The following is a 20,819-nucleotide window of genomic DNA, read 5'->3' on the forward strand; positions in this document are numbered from 1 at the left end:
AGGGGGTAGCGTAGAGAACCGTCAAAGCGGGGCGGAGTCCCAATTGAATTATATATGCCTCAACATAAACTTTCACTTAAAAGCTCTTCATTCGAACAGATCAAAGACCGTGAATGGCTGGTCCATAATGGAATTGGAGGCTATGCTTCTGCCCATATCAGTGGCATGAATTCTCGTCGTTATCACGGGCTCCTGGTCGCTTCCCTCAATCCTCCTACCGAAAGACAAGTCTTCGTTTCACGATTAGAAGAGCGTGCGATTTTAGCAGATCAGGAGCTTGATCTGGCGACCAATCAATATCCGGGAGCCATTTTCCCTAAAGGCTATACCTATTTAAGCAGCTTTAAGCGAAATCCAGTACCAGAGGTACTTTTTGAATTTGCAGGTCATAAATTGAAAAAGCAGGTATTCATGCCTTATGGAAGTAATACGACCATAGTCCGCTATGAAAATGCCTCAAAAAATGGCTTCGAATTGCATGTCCGTTTACAATTGAGCTATAGAAATCATCATGCTATTTTTCGGGAAGAGGAGGCTTATGATTTTTATCGGGAGCAAAAGGATGGATATGAGGTTTTTTATCCTGCTTTTAAGAAAGAGCCCTTATTTTATCGCCAGAGTTTAGGGAGTTTTATCGAAGATCGACATTGGAACAAGGACATCCAGTTTCATCGGGATGAAATGCGGGGACAAGAATTTGAAGAGGACAGCTATTCTCCAGGTTATGCAGTTATCAATTTAGCAGCGGGAGAAGAAGTATTTCTGACTTTTTCCCTGGAAGAAACTCAAATGAAAGCTGTGCCGGCATTGCTTCTCAAAGAAGAGGTCAAACGGCAGAAAAAGTTGGTGAAAGCATTCCCCAAACAGGAATTTTTACAGGACCTCATAAAAGCAGGAGATCAATTTCTGGTAGACCGGGCATCCACAAAGGCAAAAACCATATTGGCGGGCTATCACTGGTTTACAGATTGGGGTCGGGATACAATGATTGCTATGCGGGGCTTAACCATAGCCACAGGACAACAAGAAGTATCGAGACAGATATTTGAAACCTTCTTTCAATATCTCGATCAGGGCATGCTCCCCAATCGATTTTTTGATGAAGGGGAAGAAGCCGAATACAATACAGTCGATGCCACCCTTTGGCTGTTTGTGGCCCTTTATGATTATGTTCAGAAATTTGAGGATTGGGCCTATATTGAATCCGTCATGCCAAAGTTGCACAGCATAATTTGTGCTTATTCGGATGGGACACGTTATCACATTCATGCGACAAAAGAAGGTTTGCTATTTGCAGGCGACCCTAATAGTCAGTTGACCTGGATGGATGCAAGGATTTGGGGGCATACGGTTACGCCACGCTGGGGATGCCCGGTAGAGATCAATGCTTTGTGGTTCAATGCCCTTTCGATCTTTCAGTTATTCAGCGAAAAGGTCGGACAGGAATCCGAAGCTTGCCTGGACAATCTCCGAAAGCTGAAGCAAAGCTTCCTTCCTGCTTTTCAACATGCTGAAGGGTATTTGTATGATGTGGTTCTTCCGGATGGAAGCAAAGACGATAGCATACGTCCCAATCAATTGTATGCGCTAAGCCTCCCCTTTCCTTTGGTCAGCAAAAAACTTGGGAAGAAAATCCTAAAAAAGCTGCGTGAGGAATTGTTTACTCCCCTGGGCATACGAACTCTTAGTCCTTCCCATCCCGACTTCCGTCCCATCTATAATGGGGGGCCCTGGGAGCGAGACACTGCCTACCATCAGGGAACCGTTTGGCCTTTCTTGTTAGGGCCTTATTTCGAAGCCTATTTGTGGGCAGAATCTTATTCAGAGAAAGCTAAAGAAAAAGTCGCTTCGGATATGAAAGCCATAAAACAGCATTTCTATGAAGAGGGCTGTATCCAGGGAATCTCTGAGATTTTTGATGGGGAGCATCCCATATCTGAATTGGGCAAAGGAACGGCTCATCAGGCCTGGTCTGTGAGTGTATTGATTGAAGTTATTATTAAGTATGGGATTGCTTTTTAAATTTCTTCAAACTTTTTTTAGAAAAAAGTTTGGCAAAAAAGCGCAGAGCCCAAAGCCAGTCGCACTTGCCGCCCCGTCTCCCGATGGGCTCTGCAGGGCCAGCCCGCCTAAGTAGTGGGGTCGTTTGATGTCAGGGACTAAAATCATCTGACTTTCACTAACACTCAAACACCCTAACACCTCTCCCTTTTCACCCAAGCGCGAGGGCCTGCAAGATATGGTGGTCGGGGCGGACTGTGCTGCTGGTATAAAATCTTGCCGGTTTTTGCTGACTTTTTGGCGGCAAAAAGTCAGAAGAATCTATAAAAAGCGATAAAAATATGATCCCAAGAATAACCACAGAACAAATGATCGAAGTAGACCGCCTCATGATCGAAGTCTACAAAATCGAACTCATCCAAATGATGGAAAATGCCGGTCGCTGCCTGGCTTTGACAGCAAAGCGTCATTTCTTTAGGGGCGAAATCCCGGAGAAGAAGCTTATTGTACTAGCAGGAACCGGTGGCAATGGAGGTGGAGCCATGGTAGCTGCACGGAGGTTGGCTAGCTGGGGAGCAAAGGTAGAGGTCTATCTGACAAGTGTGGAGAAATTAACGCCTATTCCAAGGCATCAATACGAAATTCTGCTGAATATGGGGATAGCTGTTAAGGCGGGAGAAATTCCTTCCGATGATGTGAAGGCGGATTTGATCCTGGATGGGATTATAGGCTATAGCCTAAGAGGAAATCCCCGAGGAATCGCAAAGCAAATGATTAAGTGGGCGAATGATCATCAGGCCCCTATCCTTGCATTGGATACGCCATCGGGCATCAGTTTGACGGAGGGGGAGATATTCGATCCAGTAATCCATGCAGAAGCGACCCTTACGCTCGCTTTGCCTAAGGTGGGCCTGTTTAGGGAGGAAGTCAAACTGATACGTGGAGCGCTTTATTTGGGAGACATATCTGTTCCGCCAGAATTGTATGCCCAGTCAAGTTTGGGAATAGAGTTGGGGCCGATCTTTGGGAAGGATGATGTCTTGCGCATTGAGCCTTTAGCCTAAAACATACTTGAGTCAGGATTTTTATATTTAAAAATTCATAACCAAATTGGTAAACCAATTTTAGGATTAAAAAATGCTCTATCGGTCAATCATAATTTTTGAAAAAATGAAGACGCTCTGCCTTGTAAAGATTCAACTGTTTTTTGCAACCTCTATTCTGTTACTATTCCCAGTTTATATATTTTCTCAAACCACTTATAATATTACTGATCCTGAGGACCTGGAGACTCATACTTACGTAGCCGGCGATGAAATTATATTAGCAGATGGTATTTACGATACTGACTCGCGTATTGACTTTATTGGCAATGGAACAGCAGACAATCCTATAGTTTTTAGAGCAGAAAATCCTGGAGGGGTTAAGTTTACGGGTGGTTTGCAGATGAATATTGGTGGAGATTATGTGGTTGTTGATGGCTTTCACTGGCAAGGTGGTTATGGTGCAAGCAATTTTATTCAATTCAGAAATGGGACTGATTATGCCAATCACAGTACCATTCAAAATTGCGCGATTGATGGTTTAGCTATACATCCAGATGACGTAGCAGATGATCTAGCGAATAATTCGATTACAAAGCACAGGTGGATTGTTTTGTACGGAACCTATAATACTGTGATTAACTGCTCATTCATGAACAAAGCGAGTGCAGGTGCTTTAATTTTAGCAGAATATGAATACAATGCTGAAGACGATCCTTGTGCAACGGTTGGGCATACAATAAGCAATAACTATTTCTATAAATATGAAAAGATTGATAATACCTTAAGCAATTCTGGAGATAGTGAAACTATACGTATAGGTACAAGTGAATACCAAAATGTAAACAGCAATGTAACCCTTAGCAATAACTATTTTGTTGAAGCTGATGGTGAAAATGAAATCATTACGAATAAAAGTAAGGGCAACCTATATATTAATAATACTTTCAGAAGATGTAGAGGGTCTTTAGTCCTACGTCATGGCTCTCATGCTACAGTGGAAGGAAACTATTTTCTAGGGGAAAATGTAGAGGGTACGGGAGGCATTAGGATTACCGACAGTGAGCACACAATTACGAATAACTATATTCAAGATTGTATTACAGTTAACAATCAAGCTAAATGGAATAATGGCATAACCTTTTTAGGAGGTAGCGCTAATGCTGCGGTTCTGTGCGCTTCTACTAGTACTTCAAACGGATATCAAAAATCTGAAAACATCAGCCTTTCCAATAACTCAATTGTAAATACCCATGCTCCTTTATTTTATAACACAGATAAAGGATCAACGGATCCAACAGGGACGGTTTCTAATAACTTAATTTATTTCGCTGCTGGCAACTCAAATATTTCTGACCTTATTACAGGAGATACGCCTACTTCTTATGCTAATCTTGGTACTACATTGGTATACTCGGGAAATGTTTATACGGGAACTAATTTAGGTGCTACGAATTCAGGATTTTCCTTAGAAGCAGGAATTACAGCTGTTGCCGATGGGGAAATTTTTACTTTTTCTGGAACGGGGGCTGCAGGCAAAGGGGCTGATATGGGTACTTATACCCCAATAGCTGACAGTATGGTGGGGTATGGAATTGGTGCGTGTTTCTTAGATAATCTAGGTGGAAATATAAGTAATGGAAATTGTACCATTGTAGCAGCTGAAAGCTTAAGGCTTAGCAATTTGCCGACATTTACTGCAGCTGCAGATACCAATATAGTTTCTGTTAATGCAAACGTAAGTTGGACTGCCGTTTCTAATGATGCCTGGATAAGTATTGATACTAATTCAGGTACGGGCAATGCAAGCGTCTCGGTTATGGTTACTGAAAATACAGACCTTAACAGCAGAGTAGGTACGCTGACATTTACACAAGATCCCGGAGGGAATGATATTGTAAGGACCTTAAGCGTTACGCAAGCAGGGGTAGATTTAACAGAATTATATGACCTTATAAATATAGGTACAGGCTTGCCTGGCGACAAGGTCAGCGTGCATTCTTTCTCAAAAGAAGAAGTAAATGGAACTACTAAATTTAATTACGCAAAAAACACTTTAGATAAAGACAATGCTACTGTATGGGCTGCCGATGATGGTGCTATTGTAAGCGGAGATTACAAAGGGGATGGAGAATATATTATTTATGATTTAAGTAGTAAGCACAGCATTAATTTTATCCAGTTTAGTACCACTAATAAATCAGATGCTTTTGGATATCAAATTTGGGTATCAACTACAGGAACTGACTCCTCAGATTTTTCCATGATCCTGCCTACTTCAGGAGATTTGATCCTAACAGCAACTAATACTATAGATTTTAATCAATATGAAGTTCCTTCAACAGAGGCTCGCTATGTAAAAATAATAGGGTATGGAAGATTTAATAGTGCCGGAGATACGAGAACAAGTGTATGGAATGCAATAGGAGAAATAGAGTTTTATGGAAGTGATATTGTTTCTATCGACGAAAATGAAGGTGTAAATCAAGCGTTAATCTACCCCATTCCTAGCCAGGATATATTATATATCAAAAACTTGCAGCGTGTTAATTTGATATCAATATACGGTACAGATGGTAGAAAAATTTTAGATAAAAGCATTTCTGCTTCAGAATTAGAAATCAATCTAAATCTTTCTTCTATTTCCAATGGATCCTATATTATAATCCTGAAGGGAGATAATATATACCAATCAACACGCTTTATTATATCACGCTAAACAAAGAACTAGTTTTTATATATGCTTTTTCCTTTGTGCAAATAGCTTTAAGAGTTTACTATCCAGAGCAAGAGGTCTATACTCTTTTGGTGCAAGCTTCCTCGCTAAAGCCTTAGCAGTATAGATATCCAAGCTTGGCAAAAACAAATAGCATGGTATGCTTAAGTTGTAAATCGAATGAAGGGATAAAACGCATCAGCCCGGGTGTTCAAATTTTTGAATCAGAATACTGGCTTGTTGAACATGCTTATCCTTGTTCTTTAGAAGGCTGGTTAGTCATAGTTTTAAAACGCCATTGTGAGGAATTTCACAACTTGAGTAGGGAGGAATTTTTAGAGCTTTCACATGTTCAGCTAGCTGTGATTAAAGCTATACATCAATATTTTCATTCGGAAAAGGAATACATATTCTGCTTTGCAGAAGCTGAGGGATTTAAACATATTCACTTTCATGTGGTACCCAAGACAAAAGATTTTGATACTCAATACCAGGGTGCTAAAGTTTTTCACTATTTAAAGACGCCAAAAGAAAAATGTGTTTCTCAGCCAAGAATAAAAGAAATCTGTAAAGAACTGAAAGCAATAATGGAAAAGCGATGAAAATCTATGATCCAGACTCCAGAATAAAACCATTGTACCCAAGGTAAATCCACGAAACACTGACGACAATATCGTCCTCCTCTAAGCATTATGGCTACCCACTCATGGATACTTAGCCGAATGTTAGCACTCGCAAATATTATCTACATTAGATATGAATCAGGAAAAATTGCAAAATGAATGTTGTGAAGCATGCTATATATGTTTGCTCTAACATTCCTCTCTTCCGCATTTCTGAGCGCTAATTGTAGGCATGACAACTACGCTTGGGCATAAAATAGAAATATCCTCAACGTCCATCACCAAATATCCACTACTATGTACTTTCTCTTTTGAAATTGTGTGTATCCCTCTATTATTGATAAGAATTTTGGATCAGGAAATAAACATATTGCCAGAAAAAAGGGCTTACAGATATTGGACATACCAATTATTAGGCTGGGGCTTAGCCTCGATATATTGGGCATATATCGTATATGTTAACAATGACTATTCTGTACTTCACACCTTAGTCAATTTCATCTTTGATGTACTTATCGGTATTTCCTTGACACATACTTATAAGCTGATGATCCATAATTCAGGTCGAATATCTTTTAGCAAGGGAAGTGTGCTTCAACTCGCAATCGCAATTATCCTCCTATCCGTTTCATTTATGTTATTGGTCAATGCAAAATGGTATATCTACTGGACTATGATCAAAGCTCAACATCCGGATTTTCTTGCCTCCATGTTATTTTGGGATCCGCCTTTGATTACTGGTTTGAGATTAATGACTATTTGGGTACTTGCCTATCATTTATATCATTATCACAAACAACAGATAGCCCTAACAAAGCATAATGCAGAACTCTCTGTGCTGGCAAAGCAAATTCAAATAGATCAATTGTCGAATCAATTGAACCCCCATTTTTTATTCAATGCGTTAAATAGCGTTAAGTCTCTGATTGCTGAAAGCCCACAGAGAGCAAGGCGATCCATAGACTTATTATCTGATTTGTTGCGCTCTTCCCTTTATACTAAAGGCAACTTACAGAGTCTGGAAGATGAATTGCAATTGATCAACGATTATATCGAATTGGAAAAAATCCGCTTTGAAGAGCGTTTGCAACTACAGCTTAGCATTGCCGATGATGTTGACTTAACTTACAAAATACCTGCCCTGAGCATTCAATTACTCATAGAGAATGCCTTGAAACATGGCATTCAAAATTCGATTGCTGGAGGATGTATATCATTGAGTATTAATAAGAAAATAGAGTACCTGGAGATTATTGTTCAAAATCCGGGACGATTGAAGCTAAGCGAGGAATCACAGAATACGGCTTTGGGAATCAAGAATTTGCGACAAAGACTTCAATTGCAATATCAGGAGAAAGCAGCTTTTGAGCTGATAGAAAAACCCAAAGGCTTTGTAAATGGAACCATAAGAATACCCTTAACTTGAGCTTTGCAATGAATACGTACAAGGTTGTTGTAATAGATGATGAGAGATTGGCTCGCGAAGAGATCAAGCGTCATTTAGTTGATCACCCTGAATTCAGGCTTGTAGGGGAAGCCAGCCATGCAAATGAAGGCTTGAAATTGATTGAAGCCAACATACCGCATCTGATTTTTTTAGATATCCAAATGCCCGAGAAGTCAGGTTTTGATTTATTGGATGAATTGAGCACGATTCCTGAAGTTGTTTTCACAACGGCCTATAGCGAATACGCAGCAAAAGCTTTTGATATTAATGCCCTCGATTATTTGGTTAAACCCATACGCGAAGAACGATTCTCTAAAAGTATGGAAAAGGTGAGAAAGGAACTTGCCAACATACATGAGACACGTTCTGCATTTTCAATGCATCATAAAATTTTCATCAAAGATGGCGAGAAATGTCATTTCATTCCGATAGCTGACATTCAATACATTGAATCCTTAGAAAACTATGTCCGCTTTCATTTCAATGGAAATATGGCTGTGATGAAAAAATCACTTAATCGCATCGAAGAAAAGTTGGACCCCTCTGTGTTTTTCAGAATCAACAGGAGTCAAATCATCAATGTGAATTTTATAAGCGAAATTTATCCGGCTTTTAACAACAGACTCAAAATAGTCCTTACGAGTGGGGAAGCATTTGAAGTTTCCAGTCGAAAATCTGTACAGTTTAAAAACTGGAATAGTCTATAGTAATCAAACTTAAGCTAAAGAGAATCCTAAAGAATAGTTGCTTCAAACAGGCAGCTAAGGATATTGTAATCTCCAAACTTTAAGCAAAAAGTAAAATGAAAGAAGCAATTATTTCTACCACAACTTTACTCCTTATATTGGCAGGCCTTGCTTCTTGCAGCCTGAAAAACGCTCAGGTAAGCGAAAAAATCATTACTGAGAATGGAAAGGAGTACCTTCTCCAAGATAGCCTGTTGATCAAAACTGCTGATGGAGCAGAAATAGCCCTTTTAGTACTAAGAGATAAAAGATTGAAGGAGCCTTTGCCCACGATTTTACACCATACGATTTATACCCGGGATACCGACTTTAAAAGAGCAGTCCTGGCAGCAAGTCATGGCTATGTAGGAGTGGTAAGTTACACGCGTGGCAAAGCATGGAGTTCTAGTGAAATTATCCCCTATGAACTTGAAGTCAATGATGTAAACGAAGTAATCGAATGGATCAGCAAACAAGCCTGGAGCAATGGGGAAGTAGGGATGCGCGGAGGAAGTTATACGGGTTTTACCCAATGGGCAGCCACAAAAAAACTACATCCTGCCCTTAAAACCATTGTCCCATCAGCATCTTCCTGTCCCGGGATTGCTGAACCCTCCGAAAATGGGGTTTATATGTCCTTCCTATATCCCTGGTTTCCACATGTTAGCAATAATAAATCCCTGGATAACGAGAGCTATAATGATCATCAAAGATGGAACAGGCTAAAACAAAACTACTACCAAACAGGCATAGCCTACCGTTCGCTGGATAGTCTGGATGGAAGCCCCAACCCATTATTTAACACACAATTGAAGCATCCCACTTTTGATGAATACTGGCAAAATATAATTCCCTACAAACAAGATTTTTCAAAGATTGACATACCCATACTAAGTACAACCGGGTATTTTGACGGTGGTCAATTAGGCGTGATGTATTACCTCAAGGAGCATTACAAATACAATAAAGGAGCAGCACACTATTTAGTCATTGGACCTTTTGGGCATTTAGGATCTCAATATAAACCCGAAGAAGAAATCGGAAACTACAGCATTGATCCTGTGGCTCAAATCGATATCACCAAATTGAGCTTTGAATGGTTTGATTATATTTTCAAAAATGCTCCTAAACCCGAATTGTTAAAAGATAAAATCAATTTTCAGGTGATGGGAACAAATCAATGGAAGCATGTTTCCTCTTTGAATGAAATGAGTAATGATACGCTTACTTTTTATTTAAGCAATGAATCTTCAAAGGTCCATTTTGTGGCAAGACATGAGACTGGAAATAATGGAAACAAAGCCCATTTTTCCCTATCCAACACTAAACCCAATGACTTAGATTATATTCCTCAAGAAGTAGATTTCACAGATAGATCTATGGTAGGTGAGAATAATTATTTCAACCCAAATATTGTAGATAGCAGCCTTCCTCTGAGCAATGGCTTTTCATTTATTACCGAAGCATTTGAAACAGATACCGAATTCAATGGATCTTATTTTGGGGAATTAAAAGTAGCCATCAACAAAAAAGACTTTGACTGTTCTATAGTCATGTACGAACAAACCCCTGAAGGAAAGTATTTTAAGTTGACCCAACAATTTATAGGCAGAGCCAGTCTGGCAAAAAATAGAGAGAAAAGACAATTGTTGACTCCTGATACGATAGAAGCCTTTCCTTTTACTAATGTGAGAATGGCAAGTAAAATACTCAAAAAAGGAAGTCGGCTAATATTGGTCCTAAACGTAAATAAACACCCACATGAACAGCTAAACTACGGCACAGGGAAAGACGTAAGCATGGAAACCATGAAAGATGCAACTGAAGTATTACAGGTAAAATGGTATAACGATAGCTTTGTTAAAATTCCCATTTATAGGAATAAGAAATAGACTAAGTCTTCAGGATCTTATGCTTCACATATATCAAAGCTTGTGGAGTAGCAGAGATGTAGATTACCAGATGATACAGATGAAGTTCAAGAAATTTAAAACTGAGGAAATCTTCCTTCTTTTTCACTCACTCAATCTGATATATTTAAGCCAAAACCTTTGTAACTTTAGGTCTGATTTCGCTTAAATAGCTCACTTATGGATTCTGAAAACTTCCTGATAAACTACTTCTCTCAATACATTACCCTCAGCGAAGAAGAAGCTCAACTTATCCAAAAGGAAGATATCATTCGAGAGTATCAAAAGAATGATATCCTGCTAAGAGAAGGCGAAATTGCAAAAGAATGCTTCCTGGTCTTGAAAGGTTGTGTAAAAAGGTATTATCTGGAGGATGGGGATGAGAAAATCATGGAGTTTTACACCGAAAATGATCCAATTGCACCCGTGAGTTATACCACAAGGGAGCCCTCTAAATACTTTTTATCCTGTGTCGAGTCCTGCGTAATTTCTACCGGAACTGAGGAACGAACTCAGCGCTTTTTACAAGAATTCCCTCGCTTTATCCCGATTTTCGTTAAAATTGGAGATAGCCTTTCTGCCAAGAAACAAATCTTCCTCGATGATTATAAAAACCTTTCTCCTGAAGACCGCTATCAAAAGTTGTTAGAAGACCGACCCCAATTGGTCAATCGAGTCCCTCAATACATGATTGCCAGTTATCTGGGCATTCAACCCGAATCTCTAAGTAGAATCAGAAAAAGAATCTGGTCCAATAAAAACAAATCTTAAATACCTCCTTAACTCTTCCGATTCTCCCCTACTCCATTTTTTTCTTAACCGAGATCAATGAATAGCTGCTAAGCCGCCTCTAGCTTTGTGTCATCAAATGTAGCTAAGGAATAATTTCAAATGGTGTATTCTCAAAATCCCCACATGCAGGCCTTGTGGAGAAGGAATCATATGTCCTGTTCTCCTCTGATGTTGGAACTCGATTCGCCCAGTCCAATGAAATGAAGATAGGCCATCAGGATTCGGGCGATGGATTTTGTGGGCTCTTTTTTCCGCAAAAAGCCCTTATACCAACAAAAAAAGTACAAACCTTAAATCATATTAAAAAGAAAGAAAATGTATAACAAAAAGCTCAAGCCCCAATCTCTCCTCTCCAGCCTTTGGATCTTTGTCCTCTTTAACATGATCCTGAGAGATTTGCACGAGTTCCCAACAGAGGGATATATCGAAGAAATGATGGGCCTCCATTTATCCGAAGAATCTATGCTCTTTTTCGCCTTCATTGTGGAAATTCCTATTCTGATGGTCATTCTTCCCAGAATACTCACTGACAAAGCCAATAAATGGATGAACCTTATAGCCGTAATTCTTTCAAGCCTGGGCATACTCTATACTTTGCCTGGCGGTCATTTGGATGAATACTTTTTTGCGGCCATGAATCTGGGAGCATTCTTTCTGATTATTCGAACCGCCTGGAGGATGCCAGCCATTAATCCGGCATAAATTCCTATGTTGCAGAATAAATGAGGGAAAGGCATTGTCCAATGCGTAAAAGCTTCACAGATTCTCACACAAAATGGAAAAAAGGAATTATAGCGATAGAACCGTTTGGATTCACTGGTTATCTGCACTACTGATATTTGGATTGATTTATACCGGCATCAATATGGAACATGCCGAGCATGATCCTGCCAAATTCAGTCTGTATAAGATTCATTTTAGCATCGGATTTAGCGTATTTTTGCTGACCATCTGGCGGGTAATTGCCTTACTCAAAGACCAACGTCCCCAGGTTTTGTATCCGGAGAAATCTTTTCACCAGCGCTTCATCAACTTTGTACACAAGGGTTTTTATGTGGTTATCATTTGGATGTGCATTTCGGGTATGTCTTCCTTATTTCTGGAAGGAATCTATCCAGCCCTTTTAAGTGGAAATTTCGCAGACCTGCCCGAAATAAATGCAGATGGATTTCATCCTATTATGTTATCCCATCACATTGTTGCCAAAGTGGTTTTCCTTCTCCTGATCTTTCATATTCTGGGCTTTTTCCTACATTTTATCAGAAAAGGAGAAAATACCCTGAAAAGAATCTGGATTAGCTAAGACTTTCTTTAAACGCTATACTACTGGCAATCCTGTATTTGCAGGACTTATTATGAACAAACTCCCTCTATTTCTCTTCTGCATGCTGAATCTGGTACTACTTGATCCAGCTCTCGCTTGTTCCTGTGATTGGGAAGGTCCCTTTCTCGAAATGGCTAAAGAATCAGATTTGGTAGCCAAAATCAAAGTCCTCGAATATCAGGAAATGATGGAGATATATGAGGACAGTATTCCCAATGTGATGATTGTGGAGATTGTCGAGATATTTAAGGGAAAGGAAGAGAGAAAGCAGGTGAAAGTTTGGGGAGACAATGGCTTTCTTTGCAGGCCCTATTTGAGTATTTTTCAGTCAGGCTCGGAATGGATTTTAAACCTGAATAAAGGGGAAAAGAGTTTGGAAGGAGAAGCTGAAGAAGATTATTCACTCCTCATTTGCGGAGAAAACTGGCTAGCCCTGGAGGAAGGCCTGCTTAAAGGAGTCATCTTCCCTAAAAATGTTAGCCGTATTCGCTCAGCTGGAGATGAAGAAATCAAGCTAAATGTCCAGGAACTCTCACTATCAGCTTTTAGAGAAGAATTTGAATATTGAGTGGGGCTTATCTAAATAAATCCACTAACAAAATAACTTTTTCTAAAAAAGATTCAGAAAATCCAATCTGTATAAGGGAAAATCCCGGATATTTAGGATATTAAAGAAACCATATATGATTAACCTCCATTTTGAGCATTATGCTTAAACAAAATGAGTGTATAATTTATTAATTTGGATAGAAACTGATACTACTAAATACTTCAAATAATGTCTGCAGATACTATAATCCTACTGATTGGCGGTTTATTTATTCTATTAGCCATTGTTGACAGCCTAAGCTTCAACGGTTCCTCTCTGGGCCTCATCAATATTAAATTGAGAGTTCCGATTGGGATACTCGGTATTTTGCTCCTCATGTATGGAGGATATTCCTATGGAATGATCAACCCTCAAGCTCAAATTGAGCAAGCAGATAGAGGGAATAAGCTTACCATTGATTTTCCTATAGAAAACGTGAAATTGATCTCTCCTATAGAAGGGGATGCAGTTAAATGTAGAACTCTATCTATGGGCGTTTATCCTGATGCCCATGAAAAAGACCTTTGGGTTCTCCTGAAGCCCTCCGATGGCAAATACTATCCCCAATCTGACCATACCAATACTTCCTACAAGAGAAATGGAGAATGGCAGGTAATCACAAGATTCGGTGGAGATAAAGGAGAAGCCTATGATATCATTGTATACGAAACAGATGCCGCAGCATCCGAGTTTTTTAGCGCTACCATTTTAGACTGGAAAAGCGTGAACTCCTTCCCGGGACTCCAGCTTGCAGATATTCCAGCAGGCGCCAATGAAGTAGATAGAATCAAAATCTCCCTGCAAGAGAACTGCAGAGGAGTCTTTTAAACAAAAATCCTATTACATAAAATACTGAGGCAGATCATTTGGTCTGCCTCCTTCGCTTCCTATTCGCTTAACAGCTGTACACGCATACTCATAAGATCTAAATGAAAACTATACTAAATACCCTCCTAATTTTCCCATTACTTTGTTTTGCCCTGGGATGTAGCCCTCCAAAAGAAGATATAAAAAGAAAAGGTATGGACATCACAGCCGCGGAAATTCTGGGAAACCTCGACTACATGGCCTTCTCCTATGGAGGCTATAGAGAAGACTCTCGAGAGCTAGTTCCCACTATTGAGGACTTAAAGGAAGACATGAAAATTCTGGCGGCTATGGGAGTTAAACTCCTGAGGACTTACAATACCCAACAATTCAAGCATGCTTCTAATCTACTGGAGGCTATCAGCCAATTGAAGGATGAAGACCCGGATTTTGAGATGTATGTGATGGTGGGAGCCTGGATTGATTGTGAAGGAGCCTGGACTGCTACGGTAAATCACGAAGCAGAAAGTTTGGAAAACAATACCGTTGAGATTGCTGCTGCTGCCGAAATGGCTCGGAAGTATCCGGATATCGTAAAAATCATTGCAGTAGGAAATGAGGCGATGGTGCATTGGGCAGCGAGTTATTTTGTGAGGCCGAAAGTCATTCTCAAATGGGTCAATCATCTGAAGGGGCTGAGAGAAGAAGGAAAAATCCCTGCAGGAGTCTGGATCACAAGTTCTGACAACTTTGCTTCCTGGGGCGGAGGCTCCACTGACTATCACAATGATGATTTGGAGGAATTAATAAAAGCCGTTGATTATGTTTCACTCCACACCTACCCTTTCCACGATTCTCACTACAATCCTGCCTATTGGGCAATCCCTGAAGGAGAGCAAGACCTGGAGAAAATGGATCAAATAGAAGCCGCTATGCTCAGAGCCAAAGCGTATGCAATCTCCCAGTATCAGGCGGCAGCTGATTATATGAAAAGCCTGGGAATAGAAAAGGACATTCACATTGGAGAGACTGGATGGGCAAGTGTATGCAATTCCTTTTACGGAAATGAAGGTTCCAGAGCTGCAGATGAATACAAAGAGAAATTGTACTATGATCACATGAGGGATTGGACGAATGCAGCAGGGATTTCCTGCTTCTATTTTGAAGCATTCGATGAGCAATGGAAAGACCAGGCAAATCCCCTGGGATCAGAAAATCATTTTGGCCTGATCAATCTCCAAGGAGAGGCTAAATATCCCCTTTGGAAGATGGTAGATGCTGGTATCTTTGAAGGATTGACTCGAAATGGCTCGCCTATCACCAAAACCTATGGAGGAGATGAAGGCCAATTGTTGGAAAATGTCTTTAGTCCGCATGTAAAGACCGAATAGCAATATTTTCTTTTTTCAGGGCAATCGATTCCTATTTTTTACTAGCTTAGCGCCCGCTTTGCAAAATCATGCTAAATCACATGAGCGCATTTCACAACGAAATACAATTCAAAGCTTTATCACAACAGCCTCTCAAAAAGGTCTGTTATCATAATATACGCTTAGCAATGGCTGATTCTATCATGCAGGAATCGCCTGAAATTCAAACACTTTACCTTAGCCAAAACTTATATTTTAAGAACAATCACTTGCCCTGGATACAGGCAAGCTCTTTTTAATTCCATAAAAACTACCCCTAAAATGTCAATACGAACTGAAAATATCCTATCGCTAGCGGGAATAGATACAGGCAGTTTTTCAACAGAAGACCTTTCAACCTTATTTGGCAAATACCTCAATAATGGGATTCATGGTATCTGTTTTAGCGCTTATGTCGAAGGACAAGAACCTGGTTCCATCATCAGTGATGCCCAAATCAGGCAACGCATCGAAATACTCAAGCCTTATTCAAATTGGGTACGAACTTTTTCCTGCACGGATGGAAATGAATTGATCCCTGCCATAGCAAAAGAGTATGGGATGAAAGTGATGGTAGGTGCCTGGCTGAGCGAGGACAAAACGCTCAATGAAAAGGAAATCAATAATCTCATCGAAGTAGTCAAAGCAGGCCATGCCGACCTGGTGGCTGTTGGGAATGAGGTGCTCTATCGGGAAGAATTGACCGAAGAGGAATTGTTGGCCTACATTTACCGGGTTAAAGAAGAATTGCCTGGTGTAGAAGTCGGCTATGTGGATGCTTATTATGAGTTTAGAAATCGCCCGGCAATTACCGAAGCCTGCGATGTGATTTTTGCCAATTGTTATCCTTTCTGGGAAGGATGCCACATAGATTACTCTTTACCCTATATGAAAACCATGTACCAAATAGCGGTTCAGGCAGGGAATGGGAAAAAAGTAATCATCAGTGAAACCGGTTGGCCAAGTCAAGGCAGCAATTTTAAAGCATCAGAACCTTCTTTCGAAAATGCGATGAGGTATTTCATCAATACCCAGCAGTGGAGCAAAGAAGACAATATAGAAGTTATGTATTTCTCAAGCTTTGATGAAGCCTGGAAAGTGGGAGATGAAGGAGATGTCGGGGCATATTGGGGCATTTGGGATAAAGATGGAAATTCAAAATTCACAGAACATTAGATTTCGTGTATGAGTCTATATAAGAATGTAAATCTTGCTTTTGGAACAGCCATTTGCTATTCCGGATACAGAGACGGTCAAAGTCCGGGTACAGAAACCTACCCCACATACGATCAGATTAAAGAGGATTTATTGATCTTACAGGGTCGTTGGAAATACCTGCGACTATATGATTGCAGTAAACATGCAGAATTGACCCTTGAGGTCATTCATAAAGAGAAGCTTGACTTTCAGCTTATGCTGGGCGCTTACATCAATGCCGAAGTTAGCAATCCCAATTGTCCATGGGGAGCCAATTATTCTGAGGAAGTGCTGGAGCAAAATCGAGTCAATAATATCGAGGAGATAAATAAGTTGATCAGCCTGGCTAATCAATATCCTGATATTGCCCTTGCCCTCTCCGTTGGAAATGAAGCTACGGTCGATTGGACAGATCATTTAGTTCCGGTTGAAAGAGTGATAGAATATGTGCGTATGGTAAAGAAAGCGGCAAAGCAACCGGTTACCTTTTGTGAAAATTATGTTCCCTGGCATGGCAAATTAGCTCCCCTCGTTGAAGAAGTGGATTTTATTTCTATTCACACCTATCCGGTATGGGAATACAAAAATATTCACGAGGCTATGGCTTACACCAAAGACAATTATTGGGGAGTAGCCAATAAATATCCTCAAAAGCCCGTGATGATCACAGAAGCGGGTTGGGCCACAAATTCTAATGGGAGAGGCATCCACCCGGAAAATGTAAATGAGGATATTCAGGAGATGTATTACCATGATCTGGCGAAATGGACTGAGGAAGAAGGAATCATCTGCTTTTTATTTGAAGCCTTTGATGAATCCTGGAAAGGTTCGCCTGACGAATTGGAACCTGAAAAGCATTGGGGAATTTTCAAAGTAGATCGGACCCCCAAAAAAGTCATGAAACCCTTTTATCCTCATCTCGTGAATTAGAAGGAAGAAAATAGGGAAACGGGATGGCTCCGTAGAACCCATCGGAATCGTGGCGCTGAGTGCGACTGGCTTTGGCCTTTGCGATTTTTGGCCCCGCCTTTTTTAGAAAAGGTGGGAATACATTCTAAATCATAAATAATACTTCTTGTCAAACTCCTTCAAAGAATTCAAGCCAAAGAAGATGCACTACCCCGAAATAGCCCAACAAATCATTGAACTGAAAAATGAAGATCTGAGAGTGAGAGATCAACTCATTCAAAAGGGGCTATTAGCTAAGGGATATCATGAGGAAATGAAAGCCGTTCACGACAAGAATGCTGATGTTTTAGGCGACATACTTGATGAAATTGGTTATCCGACCATCGATAAGGTAGGAGAAGAAGGCAGTCAGGCAGCCTGGCTAGTCATACAACATGCAATAGGACAGCCCACCTTTATGAAAAGATGTGCGACTCTATTGGAAGCAGCCGTAAAGGAAAATCAGGCAGATCCTAAAAATCTGGCTTACCTCAGTGATCGAATCGCCATTTTTGAACAAAAAACCCAGCTTTACGGGACACAATTTGATTGGGACGAAAAAGGAGAACTGAGTCCTCAAGCCTTTGATGACTTAGCCAAAGTGAATCAAAGAAGAAAATCCATAGGCCTCAATACCCTCGAAGAACAAACCGAAATAATCAGGAAGCAAGCAAAGAAAGAGAAGGAATTGCCCCCTGAAGATACAGATGCAAGAAAAGCGGAACTGCAGGCATGGCTGAAGTCAGTAGGCTGGATAAACTAGAAAGGATTAAAAGCCTCGAAATAGCTACTTCCTCAATGCTTTATAGGGCATAGAAAACGAAAAGAAAAGTGTATTATAATCAATGCGAATTCTCCGCTCAGGCAATTACAATGAAAGGTGTTATATAAACGTTAAAAATGTTTTGAATTAGACTTCGCAATTGGTATACTTCGTGTAAAATATTTTATAAAATGAAAGATTTCTCACCTACAACAGTTATCAAGAGAAAAACAATTGGAGGGATACGGAATGTGTTGAAGGCTGTAAAGCTTGAGGATTATCTGTATAAACAGAATCGAAATAATCTCCGACTGCAAAGGCAAGGAATCCAGGATATCACCCTTTCTGCAAAAGGAGGACTGGATATCAATAAAGCAACTGCACTTATTGAACGTCAGGGAATCGCCATCATTACTGATTATTTTGAGGAAGATCTGATCAATAAAGCGGGATCAGAATTGGGGAACTTTATTAAAGATTTCGACAAAAATAAACAGGGTGAGACTTATGGAGAATACAATGAAGTAGAATGGCAATACTTCGGGCATAAGTATAATAAGAGCGAGATTACCAACATGCCCATTGTAAACATTCGTAATAAAGACAAGGGCAAGAATGATGGCGGAATGATTGATGTTTACAATGTAGACAAGATCGCAGAGAAAAAAAGTCTTTCGGCTAGTCTTGAATTGTTTGAGAAGTTAAAGAGCGGGGATATAAATACCCTGACTAATAATCTGATGAAAGGGTATAATTCCCGATTCAATCTATATTTCAATGATTCGATCCTCAATACCCGAGGGGCTCATAGGGATGATTACGAAACCACCTACAAAGTATTCACTTATCTGACTGATGTCACCGATGAAAGTTATGGGCCATATGCTTTTGTTCCAGGCTCTCAAAAAGTACATGATTACCTAAATAGGGAAATAGCGCTGAATAATTTCTTTGGTAAAGATTTTGGCGATATTTCTTCCATGCCTGATGATTTATTTGTCAAGTGTATTGGGAAAAAAGGGACGGTCATTATCAGTGATCAATCAGGCGTGCATAGAGGGGTACCTCAGGCAGATGGAAAAGTCCGCTTAGCCCTGGTAAATTCATTTATCAAAACCTAAAACTCTCCTCTTCGAATAAAAAATATCTAAAAGAGTGTTCCTTAGCATTAAGGGACACTTTTTTTATAAGGGAATTCTACTTTAGGGTATCAACAGCCTATACCCTATTTTGCTATTAAGAAATTTGATAGCTTGGAAAAAACTACTTGGACATGAAAAATCTACTACTACTCAGTTGTTTACTCTTCATATGGAGTCTTAGTTTCGGCCAAAAGCCTCGTGCTCGGGATCTGGGTATTCCTTTTGATGGCAAAACGGGTACTTTCAATGCTATTACTGATGTTGAAGGCCTGGAAGTAGGTTATTCAACGATCATTTCCGGCGAAGGAGAAAATATTCTGGGTAAAGGTCCTGTTCGAACTGGAGTTACCGCAATATTCCCAAGAGGTAAAGCCAAAAAGTTTAGTCCCGTCTATGCCAATTGGTATAGCCTGAATGGAAATGGGGAAATGACCGGTACGACCTGGATTACTGAATCTGGATTCCTGGAAACTCCCATTATGATTACCAATACAAATAGTGTTGGCGTCGTCAGAGATGCCGTTTTGAAATATTATGTAGAGACGGATTGGTACCGGGGTGAAAACTGGTGGTATACCTATCCCGTTGTCGCAGAAACCTATGATGGTTTATTGAATGACATTTATGGATTCCATGTGAAGGAGGAACATGTATGGGAGGCTATCAAAGATGCAAAAAGTGGTCAAATTGCAGAAGGTAATATCGGAGGGGGAACGGGTATGAATTGCCTGGGCTTCAAAGGGGGAACCGGAACAGCTTCCCGTGTCCTTGAATTTGAAAATGAGACCTATACAGTTGGTGTACTTGTTCAGGCAAATTTTGGGGCGAAAAGGAAATTAACCATCGCAGGAGTGCCAGTCGGAAAGGAATTGGTTGATACCCTAAACTATGAATTCAAAGCAGCTCCTAAAAGTAGAAAAGAAGGAGATGGTTCAATTATCGTGATTGTTGCAACCGATGCTCCTCTCCTGCCCCATCAATTGAAACGCATCGCGCAAAGGGTTCCACTGGGCATAGGACTAGTGGGAGGTAGAGGAAGCAATGGATCCGGAGATATCTTCCTCGCATTTTCCACAGCTAATGAAGGAGCTTTTAATCGAAATGAAAGTACTACCGTAGAAGTATTTCCCAATGATCGAATCTCACCCTTTTTTGATGCGACTACCCATGCCGTTGAAGAAGCCATCATAAATGCTATGATAGCAGCAGAAACCATGGAAGGCATCAATGGAAATAAATCATATGCCATTCCCCATGACCTCCTGATTCAAACCTTAAAGAAATACAATCGGATCAGGGAGTAAATCTTAAATACCAGCTGAACTTCTTTTTCGCTTAGTGTGGAAGTAAAATTCAAATTTCGTAATTTGAGGGGAAAGGCAT

General features: G+C 40.2%; 18 protein-coding genes. All 18 read left to right on the plus strand.

Features of this window, described 5'->3' with window-relative positions:
• The first annotated feature begins 54 nt into the window (after positions 1–54).
• The 18 genes from R8P61_36805 to R8P61_36890 all read left to right on the plus strand — a co-directional run bounded on the left by R8P61_36805 (position 55) and on the right by R8P61_36890 (position 20,740).
• The gene (locus R8P61_36805; protein ID MDW3652697.1) at positions 55–2,022 is read left to right on the plus strand and encodes an amylo-alpha-1,6-glucosidase; all 1,968 of its coding nucleotides are present in this window, start codon (positions 55–57) and stop codon (positions 2,020–2,022) included.
• Between the two features lie 320 nt (positions 2,023–2,342).
• Positions 2,343–3,065, plus strand: a complete 723-nt coding sequence (locus tag R8P61_36810; protein MDW3652698.1) for an NAD(P)H-hydrate epimerase — start codon at positions 2,343–2,345, stop codon at positions 3,063–3,065.
• Between the two features lie 106 nt (positions 3,066–3,171).
• Entirely contained in the window at positions 3,172–5,763 is a 2,592-nt protein-coding gene (locus R8P61_36815) for a chondroitinase-B domain-containing protein (GenBank protein MDW3652699.1), read from the plus strand.
• A 152-nt stretch (positions 5,764–5,915) separates the two neighbouring features.
• Positions 5,916–6,362 (plus strand): HIT domain-containing protein, encoded by a 447-nt coding sequence (locus R8P61_36820; GenBank protein ID MDW3652700.1) that lies wholly within the window; start codon positions 5,916–5,918, stop codon positions 6,360–6,362.
• Between the two features lie 253 nt (positions 6,363–6,615).
• Complete coding sequence (locus R8P61_36825) at positions 6,616–7,809, plus strand: histidine kinase (GenBank protein ID MDW3652701.1); 1,194 nt, start codon at positions 6,616–6,618, stop codon at positions 7,807–7,809.
• Positions 7,810–7,817: 8 nt separating this feature from the next.
• Positions 7,818–8,537 carry a LytTR family DNA-binding domain-containing protein gene (locus tag R8P61_36830; protein MDW3652702.1) on the plus strand — a complete coding sequence of 240 codons (720 nt, stop codon included), beginning with the start codon at positions 7,818–7,820 and terminating at the stop codon, positions 8,535–8,537.
• Between the two features lie 95 nt (positions 8,538–8,632).
• Positions 8,633–10,447 carry a CocE/NonD family hydrolase gene (locus R8P61_36835; protein ID MDW3652703.1) on the plus strand — a complete coding sequence of 605 codons (1,815 nt, stop codon included), beginning with the start codon at positions 8,633–8,635 and terminating at the stop codon, positions 10,445–10,447.
• Positions 10,448–10,645: 198 nt separating this feature from the next.
• The gene (locus tag R8P61_36840) at positions 10,646–11,236 is read left to right on the plus strand and encodes a Crp/Fnr family transcriptional regulator (GenBank protein MDW3652704.1); all 591 of its coding nucleotides are present in this window, start codon (positions 10,646–10,648) and stop codon (positions 11,234–11,236) included.
• 336 nt (positions 11,237–11,572) lie between these two features.
• The gene (locus R8P61_36845) at positions 11,573–11,959 is read left to right on the plus strand and encodes a DUF6326 family protein (protein MDW3652705.1); all 387 of its coding nucleotides are present in this window, start codon (positions 11,573–11,575) and stop codon (positions 11,957–11,959) included.
• Positions 11,960–12,032: 73 nt separating this feature from the next.
• Positions 12,033–12,560, plus strand: coding sequence for a cytochrome b/b6 domain-containing protein (locus R8P61_36850; protein MDW3652706.1), 528 nt, complete (start codon positions 12,033–12,035; stop codon positions 12,558–12,560).
• 52 nt (positions 12,561–12,612) lie between these two features.
• Positions 12,613–13,149 carry a hypothetical protein gene (locus tag R8P61_36855; GenBank protein ID MDW3652707.1) on the plus strand — a complete coding sequence of 179 codons (537 nt, stop codon included), beginning with the start codon at positions 12,613–12,615 and terminating at the stop codon, positions 13,147–13,149.
• A 210-nt stretch (positions 13,150–13,359) separates the two neighbouring features.
• A complete protein-coding gene (locus tag R8P61_36860) occupies positions 13,360–13,998 on the plus strand; it encodes a hypothetical protein (GenBank protein ID MDW3652708.1) in 639 nt (212 codons plus the stop codon).
• Positions 13,999–14,192: 194 nt separating this feature from the next.
• Positions 14,193–15,368, plus strand: a complete 1,176-nt coding sequence (locus tag R8P61_36865; GenBank protein MDW3652709.1) for a glycosyl hydrolase family 17 protein — start codon at positions 14,193–14,195, stop codon at positions 15,366–15,368.
• A gap of 300 nt (positions 15,369–15,668) precedes the next feature.
• Positions 15,669–16,562: a glycosyl hydrolase family 17 protein gene (locus R8P61_36870; GenBank protein ID MDW3652710.1), complete on the plus strand. Its 894-nt coding sequence runs from the start codon at positions 15,669–15,671 to the stop codon at positions 16,560–16,562.
• Positions 16,563–16,571: 9 nt separating this feature from the next.
• Entirely contained in the window at positions 16,572–17,513 is a 942-nt protein-coding gene (locus R8P61_36875; protein ID MDW3652711.1) for a glycosyl hydrolase, read from the plus strand.
• Positions 17,514–17,694: 181 nt separating this feature from the next.
• Positions 17,695–18,294: a DUF6624 domain-containing protein gene (locus R8P61_36880; GenBank protein ID MDW3652712.1), complete on the plus strand. Its 600-nt coding sequence runs from the start codon at positions 17,695–17,697 to the stop codon at positions 18,292–18,294.
• A gap of 191 nt (positions 18,295–18,485) precedes the next feature.
• On the plus strand, positions 18,486–19,415 hold the full coding sequence (locus R8P61_36885) for a hypothetical protein (GenBank protein ID MDW3652713.1): 930 nt from the start codon (positions 18,486–18,488) through the stop codon (positions 19,413–19,415).
• A gap of 152 nt (positions 19,416–19,567) precedes the next feature.
• Complete coding sequence (locus tag R8P61_36890; GenBank protein MDW3652714.1) at positions 19,568–20,740, plus strand: P1 family peptidase; 1,173 nt, start codon at positions 19,568–19,570, stop codon at positions 20,738–20,740.
• Positions 20,741–20,819 lie beyond the last annotated feature (79 nt).

The organism is Bacteroidia bacterium (assembly GCA_033391075.1).
GTDB lineage: Bacteria > Bacteroidota > Bacteroidia > J057 > J057 > JAWPMV01.